At 33.4% G+C, this 8,114-nt stretch carries 6 protein-coding genes; all 6 read left to right on the top strand.

Translation table 11 applies throughout. The annotated features are described in order from the left end of the window. A partial coding sequence (locus tag ACN0QX_RS14610) for a dTDP-glucose 4,6-dehydratase (protein WP_417198013.1) occupies positions 1-765 on the top strand: 765 nt, incomplete at its 5' end. Between the two features lie 43 nt (positions 766-808). Then, positions 809-4,123, top strand: coding sequence for a glycosyltransferase (locus ACN0QX_RS14605; protein ID WP_417198011.1), 3,315 nt, complete (start codon positions 809-811; stop codon positions 4,121-4,123). A gap of 1 nt (position 4,124) precedes the next feature. Beyond that, positions 4,125-5,042 (top strand): glycosyltransferase, encoded by a 918-nt coding sequence (locus ACN0QX_RS14600; protein WP_417198009.1) that lies wholly within the window; start codon positions 4,125-4,127, stop codon positions 5,040-5,042. Position 5,043: 1 nt separating this feature from the next. Further along, positions 5,044-5,925, top strand: a complete 882-nt coding sequence (locus ACN0QX_RS14595; RefSeq protein ID WP_417198007.1) for an NAD-dependent epimerase/dehydratase family protein — start codon at positions 5,044-5,046, stop codon at positions 5,923-5,925. A gap of 23 nt (positions 5,926-5,948) precedes the next feature. Then, the gene (locus ACN0QX_RS14590; protein WP_417198005.1) at positions 5,949-6,749 is read left to right on the top strand and encodes a sulfotransferase family 2 domain-containing protein; all 801 of its coding nucleotides are present in this window, start codon (positions 5,949-5,951) and stop codon (positions 6,747-6,749) included. A gap of 368 nt (positions 6,750-7,117) precedes the next feature. Next, on the top strand, positions 7,118-7,978 hold the full coding sequence (locus ACN0QX_RS14585) for a hypothetical protein (protein ID WP_417198003.1): 861 nt from the start codon (positions 7,118-7,120) through the stop codon (positions 7,976-7,978). Positions 7,979-8,114: the final 136 nt, after the last annotated feature.

Genomic DNA, 8,114 nt, shown 5'->3' with positions numbered 1-8,114 from the left:
CTTGGTACTTATAGTTTACTCAAGAGCGCCAAAAAGGTGTGGTTGGATGAGCCAAAAGCGGAAGGCAGATCACCGTTACCGCACCGTTTCCACCACGTTTCAACTGATGAAGTGTACGGCACACTCGGCCCGAATGACCCTGCGTTTACCGAAGAGACGGCCTACGCACCAAACTCACCTTACTCAGCCTCAAAAGCGGCCTCTGATCACCTGGTGCGTGCCTACCACCACACTTACGGTTTAGAGGTCACTACCTCTAACTGTTCCAATAACTACGGGCCTTTCCATTTCCCGGAAAAACTGATCCCGCTGATTATTACCAATATCCTGCACAACAAAGCGCTGCCAATTTACGGCGACGGCCAGCAGATCCGTGACTGGCTGTTTGTCACCGACCACGCACGAGGCATTGACCTGGTACTGAACAAAGGCCGCCTGGGTGAAAACTACAATATCGGTGGCCATAACGAATGGGCCAATATCGATATCGTTAAAGTGGTGTGTAAACTGATGAACCAGGCGTTTGCTGAGGATGCAGAACTGGCTTCCCGTTACCCGTTAGCATTGGCAGCTCGGTCCGGTGAATCAGAATCCCTGATTGCTTATGTGACTGAGCGCCCCGGCCACGACCGCCGCTACGCGATTGATGCGACTAAGACCAACAATGAACTGGGTTATAAGCCTGCTGAATCATTCGAGACTGGGATTAATAAAACTATTACTTGGTATCTAAACAACGATGATTGGTGGAAGCCATTATTATAATTAATTTCATACATACCGAATTTGATAGATTAAAGTTTAAAAAATGAAAACAATTAACGAAAAAATTGAAATTGTAAAATCGTCCGGGCTTCTTCAGGCAAGTAAATATATTGAAAAAAGAGGTTTAAGTTCAGATCTAAATATAGATGATGTCGTAAGCGATTTTCTCACTACAGGGGAAAATCTAAATATAAACCCCAATCCTTTATTTATTACCAAATGGTATAGGTCTAAAAATAAGATAAGTGATAGTGAAAGCCCACTGATTCACTACATTGAATCATGTAAAAATAAGAAATATTCAAATCCTAATCCGTTGTTCTTTACCGAATGGTATTTAAATAACAATGAAGATGTGTTTGATTCTGGTTTAAATCCGTTGTTTCATTATTTAGAGTTCGGAGAGGGCGAATATAGAAAGCCAAATCCTTATTTTGATCCTGAATTTTATGATAAAAAGCATCCATCGGTGAAGAAAAGTAAGTTTTTTCTTTTAGAGCATCATATTAACTTTGAGAAAAGTAATTTGCCACCAAGTGATTTCTTTGACTGTGCGTGGTATCGGCATCAGTATATGAAGAAAAGCGATAACCGTTTGGCTCTAATTCATTATCATGAGGAAGGATTTAAGTATGCTTCACTGCTTAAACCAGGCTTTGATATTAAATACTATGAGGAAATTTTTGGTTATAAATTTGATGTAAATGATAATGAAAATTTTCTAGAATGTTTGCTTCGTAATAGAGAAAAGCATAAATCGATAAATGTCTACAATAATATAATTAGACCAAAAGATATGAATAATCTAATTGTGGATGGCTACCCTCGGTTGCAAAGCTTATTAGAAGATAACATTAAAGATGAAATCTTGCGTGAAGATGATAATGTATTTTTTTCTATTGTAATGCCTAATTACAACAGGAAAGATCTCATATCGGATGCTATTGTTTCAGTCTTGAATCAAAGTTATAAAAATTTTGAGTTAATCATTGTTGACGACTGCAGTACAGATGGTTCTATAGAATACATAAAAGAAGAATTTTCAGAACAAATTAATTTGGGTAAGATAAAGTTAGTTGAGATGCCTATTAATGGTGGTTCATCAAAAGCTAGAAATAAAGGACTATCTTTGGCTGAGGGTGATGCTATTTGTTATTTAGATAGTGACAATTACTGGTATCCTGATACTCTTAAGTTATATCGCTACGCGTTGAAAGATATAAATGTATACAATGTATATACGCCTATATATGCTATAAATGAACTGTCAAATGATGTTAATGTTATAGGTGGTAAATTTAACCGACATAATCTTCTAAAGCAAAATTATATCGATATGAATGGCTTTTGTCATAGAAGAGAGGTATACGATGTAATTGGTGGCTTTAGTGAGGAAATGTCACGGTTAGTAGACTGGGAACTTATACTTAGATATACCAAAACATTCGTGACGAAATATATTCCTATTGTATCGACTTACTATAGGACGGCCCATGATTCACATCCATCTATTACTGCTCAAGAATCTTTAGAAGAAAACTACGAGATAGTACAGCAAAAGCATGCTAAAGAACTAGTTAGAAATAATATATTAAGTCATAAAAAATTGGCGAAATTTTTCTTGGATGGAAAACTTTCTTATGAAAGTCCTTTAGAAGGACGTGAAAATTCCTCTATTCTAATTGCTTTGGATTACTCTAATTTAGATGAAATTAAAGAGTTTGACTTGAAGTACAACTTTGAGAAAAAGTTTTTGATTGTTAGAAGTAAGAAGTTCTATGAGTATAAAGATGGATGTTTGAACGAAGTATCATTAGATAAAGTAGATTTCGATATTTGTTATTATCCCACTTCACTAAAGAACTCGCTACCTGAAAATACGCTTTATCAAGCGATCTTGTCTATGTCTTTTGAGAGCTTGAATTTTTCTATTGTTTCTAATGGATTAGACAAGTTACCAAGAATCAAAGTTAGAAGATTACGCGATTCTATGGTTTTCGATAAGGAAGTATCATTTAATTTCCTAATTAATTATGATCTTTCTGAAGCTTACCGAGGGAAGGTACTTAATCTTTTATATGATAATTCTTATATTGGCAAAGGTGATATTATTGACAGTGTTCTGCCGAATAAATTCAACATGAATTATCAGACTGGTATTTTGTCCAGGCAAGAAACAAATTCTTTTGATGTCTATGAAGAAAAAGAATATACAAAACCATGTATGGATTTTTTAGATGCGAATAAAGAAACTGTTCTTTTCTTAGGAATGAAAGTCGCAGTAGGTGGTGTTGAAAGGTTGACAATAGACCTTGCGAAAGAATTTAGACGTGAATTTAATGTTGCCTATCTTAGTCTAGAAAAAGTAAGTGTCAACAATGGTAGTCTGCATGAAGAGATTAAAGATAATTTTGATTGTTTCTGGGAAGCAAATGAATTAGTTGACAGACGCGACTACTTAAAATTTCTTACGTATATAAATGAAAGTGTAAACCCTAAATATATTTTATTCACCAATGGCTCTGTTTGGTTGGCAAATAATTTTAACAAGGTTCGGAAGATTTTCAAAGATAGTATTATAATTGATAATCAATGCTACGATCATGATGCTGGTTGGATTAATAAGTTACGTGAAGGCCGAATGTTACAAAGCGATGGTTTTGTTGCGGTTAATAAGGAAATAGAGAGCGTTTTTAATAATGAACTGAATTTTGCTAAAGATAAATTTAAATATATATCTCACGGTGTAAATTTTAATAATGCTGATAAAAGTTTGCGTTTAAAAAGAGCTGGTTTATTAGATAAATACTCACTGCCAACTGATCGGAAGATATTGGCGTTCGTTGGTCGATTAACAGATCAGAAAAACCCAATACTTTATTTGGAATTGGTTAAGCATTATCAGAATAACACGGGTTTGCATTTTGTCTTGGTTGGGAATGGTGATTTAAAAGACGAATGTAAAACGTTTATTAAGGAAAATAATCTAAGTAACATAACAATTATAGAAAGAGTTGAGAATATTTCTGAGTTTTATGTTTCTATCGATGGTCTTGTTATTACATCTAACTATGAAGGTCTCCCTTTAGCACTTATAGAAGCCATATATATGGGCGTTCCGGCGCTTTCGACTGATGTTGGCGAAATTAGAGATACTCTAGAGGAATTTTCGGCTGGTATTATATGTGATAACAACGATGTTGATACATTTGTAGAGAAACTTGATGAGTTTGTGAAAAACTTGCCTAAGTTGAAAAAGAATCTTATTAATAGAAGAAGTAAGATTTATCGTAAGTTTTCAACAAGTGAAGTATCAAAGAAATATATTTCTTTCTTTAAGAGTTTAAATAAGGCTTAACATGATATCTATAATAATTCCTAGTTATAATCACGATAAATATATAAAAAAAGCTGTAAATTCGGTTCTTAACCAATCCCATAAAGATTTAGAATTAATAGTTGTGGATGATGGTTCACAGGATGGCTCTGTGAGTTATTTGTCCACCGTAAGAGATGTGCGTTTTAAGTTAATTGTCCAAGAAAACCAAGGTGCTCATCATGCTATCAATCGAGGTTTATCAGAAGCTACAGGTGAATATGTTGCCATTTTGAATTCAGATGATAACTTTGAATTGCAACGTTTTGATCAAATGATAAAAGCTATGAAAAATAGTGGTTCAGAATTTTCATGTTCCTGGATTAATCTTATTGATGAGAATGATAATCGTATAGGATTAAAAAAAGGTTGGACAAATTGTTTCCCTAAATGGGTACACGAATATCGAGACGGAAACGATTCAAAGAACGAATTTCTAGAAAACCTGATTATAAGTAATTTTACATCGACAACCTCAAATATGGTGATAAAAAGATCATTATATGATGAATTGGGTGGCTTTATAAATTTACGTTTTGTACATGACTGGGATTTTGCCTTGAGAGCATCATTAAAAACTAACCCTATATGTATCAATAATCCCCTGATGAATTATCGGCTACATAGTACAAATACAATTAAGTCTGATTATAATTGGATGATGTTTGAGGTATGTTGGATTCGAGCGTTTTACCAAGACAGAATAATCGACACATTGTATCCAAATTCGGAACTACCTGAAGACTTTAAGCGTCTACTTTCATTGGATGAGTATGATGTAGTAGTGGATGCGTTAATTGAATATGCGAAAGCTTCTGATAATTTCGAGAAGTCTTTGTTGTGTTTATTAGATGACGAGAATTTGAGGAAGCCATTTATAGACCAGGTAGGAAGGTGTTAAGATGATACTCATTTTTGGTTCAACAGGATTCATTGGCAAAGAAACGAAAAAACTATTAGATAAAATTGGCCTGCCATATAAGACAGTTGATAGAAATAGTATCGAGGGTGATTCTATTTCGTTAGACATGTATTTGTCTTTTGAACAAGAGGAACTTTCTCGCTTCTATAATGATGTTAACGCAGTGATATATTTAGTTGGTAATTCTTCTCCAATGAAATATATGGATAACCCTGAGTTGGAAGTGGAATTTTTCTTGCCAAATTTAATGAAAATTGCCAAGGATACGGCAACCTTTTCCTCGGATGCGAGGTTTATTTATTCTTCTTCTGGAGGAATGGTCTATGATAAGAACATTTATCACAGAGATGAAGAATCTACTTTGGCTCCGGAAACATCTTACGGATTAGTTAAACAATTGAGCGAAGTGTCTTTAGAGTATTTAGGTCGAACTGCAGGGCTAAATTACGTTATCGCTAGAATAGCAAACCCGATAGGAAAAAATCAGTGTAATAAAGAACAAGGTGTCATCGGAGCAATCTTAAGATCTTTGAATTCTGATTCGGAATTTAATCTTATAGGCTCTGGTGAGCAACAAAGAGACTTTATTGATGTACAGGATGTTGCTTCGGCTTTTGTTGAATTGATAAAAATTGATTGTCTCCAAAGTAATGTCTATAACATCGGTAGCGGTAAAGCATATAGTATCAATCAGATTATAGCTATTATTTGTGACATAACAAAAAAAGAACTTCTTATCAATAGGGTTCCTTCTAGAGAAAATGAGTCGCAAGGATTTGTTCTCGATTCTTCATTAATTAAGAGTGATACTAAGTGGGAATGCAATACTGATATTCACGATATAATTAGACATTTAATTTAGATAATATTTATAGTGGAGATAATATGTTTAATATAAAACATAGCTCTTCGTCATTTCTAAATCTGGATAAAAATCCTGCATTTAATTTGGCAAGGAGTCATGCTATATCCCTATATAATAGAAATGCAATATATTCTTTTATACCGAAGAATGGTTGTTCTACTCTGAGGCTTAGTGCTGCTATAGATAATGGCTTTATCAAAGATATCACTCAAGGTCATTGGATTCATTCTAATAATCAAACATTTAATCCTAGTATCAAAGATATAGTATCAGCTGAATATTCATTTGTAGTTCTACGTTGTCCTTTTAGGCGTTTGTCTTCAGTATTTTTAGATAAGTTAGTATCTAAGGAGCTTGATGCATGGCAGTATCATTCTGCTTTAGACAGACGCTTTAACTTAGATGATTTAACATTTAGAGAATTTGTTAATTCATTGAAAAACAGTCGTATTCTTAGAAGTAATATACACTGGCGCCCTCAAGTGGACTTTTTGTTATATGAAAACTATAGTGATTATTTCTCGATGGAGGAATTTTCCAATGCAATTGATGTTCTTAATAAAAAAATTGGTTTTTCAGTTGTAGATGCCAGAGGATTAACCAATCATGGCATAACAGATTTTGAAATGTTAACTAGTGATTGTTTTTCTAATGTTTCTGCGTTTGATATTGCCGTTTTAAAGAGGCATGGTAAATGCCCCTCTCATACAGCGATGTATGATGAAGAATTAATGTCTATTGTTACAGATTTATATCGTGCTGACTTCGATATTTACGTGGAAAAATTCGGTCCTAATAATTTGTTATTCTCTCTTGATTAGTCTTGTGTTATATGGTTTTACTATATTACAGTGCGAGTTGTATTTTTATTTTTTGCGTTGATTTATGTGTTGTTTTAAATTTTATTATTAGTGATATTATTTGGTTAAGCCTTTTGAATAGAGCATGATTATTGGGATTGTTCCGTATTGGTATTTAGATTTTTAGTCACACTTTTATGTTAGAAGTGTGTCTTTTTTGCTTTTATTTGTTAGGATTTGAGAGTAGCTCAAAGCTAATTTCTTTTACACGGATAAATTAAACTGGCTATGACAAGTAAACAATATGTTGATAATTCTGAATATATTTAATTTATATGGTGTGGAGTGTTAAATATCATCCTGTTTTTACTTTTACGAAGAGGTTAAATGTGAGTATTTTTGAAGATTTTGTAGCAAAGCAGAACCCGTCAAACTTTATAGATGGGAAGGAATTCTTGGTTATCGGAAATGATAAAAACTTCTTATCAGGTGGTGTGTATTCAAAGGTTGTAAAACATACTGGTATTAAGGTTGTAACTGAAGATACGATGACTTCAGAACCGATTGGTGGAATGCTTTGGATGAATGGTATTGTCGGCGACGGTTGGGGATGGAATTTTGAAAAAGTTAAACAAGCGTACCATTCAGTTAGAGACCGTTTTCCAAGTATCAAAATCTTGGGTAACTATAACTTTACAGATGATAAAAATATTGTTGAAAGTAAATTTCTAGATGCATTTGGTTACGATTTAGGAGTTGATCCTACTATTTATCAAGGCTCTGTTGTAAAGAAATCAAGGGTACAAGCCCGTCATGATGGAGAAATTATCAATTGCCCAATAAAATTAGAAGAAGTAGATGACAAATTTAGCTACTCTAAATTGATAGATAACTCACTAAATGATTTCATTGTTGATATAAGAGCTGTAATCTTTGATGGTGAAATACCTTTTTGTTATATTAAATTTAGGCCTAAAGAAACTAGATTTAGTAACGTCAACTCTAAAGTTTTTTTAGTTTCTCCATCTGATGTTTTGAGTAAATCAGAGATTCGTCTTGTTTTGGATTTTGCTAATAAAATGTTATTAGAGGTCGGAGAAGTTGATATATTAAGGGACAACTTTAGCAGAGATATTTACATAGTAGACGCAAATAATACTCCGTCTGGTCCGCCAAATGGGCTGAGTTCTCAAGAATCTACTTTAGCAATTCGGATTTTATCCGATAAGTTTGTAAGTAAGTTCTGTTGATTGCAGTTTAGTATATACGTAAAGGCTATAGCATTAATTACATTATTACTACCATTATATTAATAGGTATGTTGATTTGATTATTTATATACTTTCGTTACTAGTTTAGATGCCAAATTTATAAATATTTTTAAAA

This window comes from Bizionia sp., from assembly GCF_048259285.1.
GTDB lineage: Bacteria > Bacteroidota > Bacteroidia > Flavobacteriales > Flavobacteriaceae > Algorimicrobium > Algorimicrobium hallyeonense.
The sequence above is the reverse complement of the archived record's forward strand: the minus strand, read 5'-3'. Positions and strand labels throughout refer to the sequence as shown.

What these genes read in the sequence shown, in the direction of transcription:
- ACN0QX_RS14605 (WP_417198011.1), top strand. Translation starts at nt 809, where the DNA reads ATGAAAACAATTAACGAAAAAATTGAAATTGTAAAATCGTCCGGGCTT.
- ACN0QX_RS14590 (WP_417198005.1), top strand. Translation starts at nt 5,949, where the DNA reads ATGTTTAATATAAAACATAGCTCTTCGTCATTTCTAAATCTGGATAAA.
- ACN0QX_RS14595 (WP_417198007.1), top strand. Translation starts at nt 5,044, where the DNA reads ATGATACTCATTTTTGGTTCAACAGGATTCATTGGCAAAGAAACGAAA.
- ACN0QX_RS14600 (WP_417198009.1), top strand. Translation starts at nt 4,125, where the DNA reads ATGATATCTATAATAATTCCTAGTTATAATCACGATAAATATATAAAA.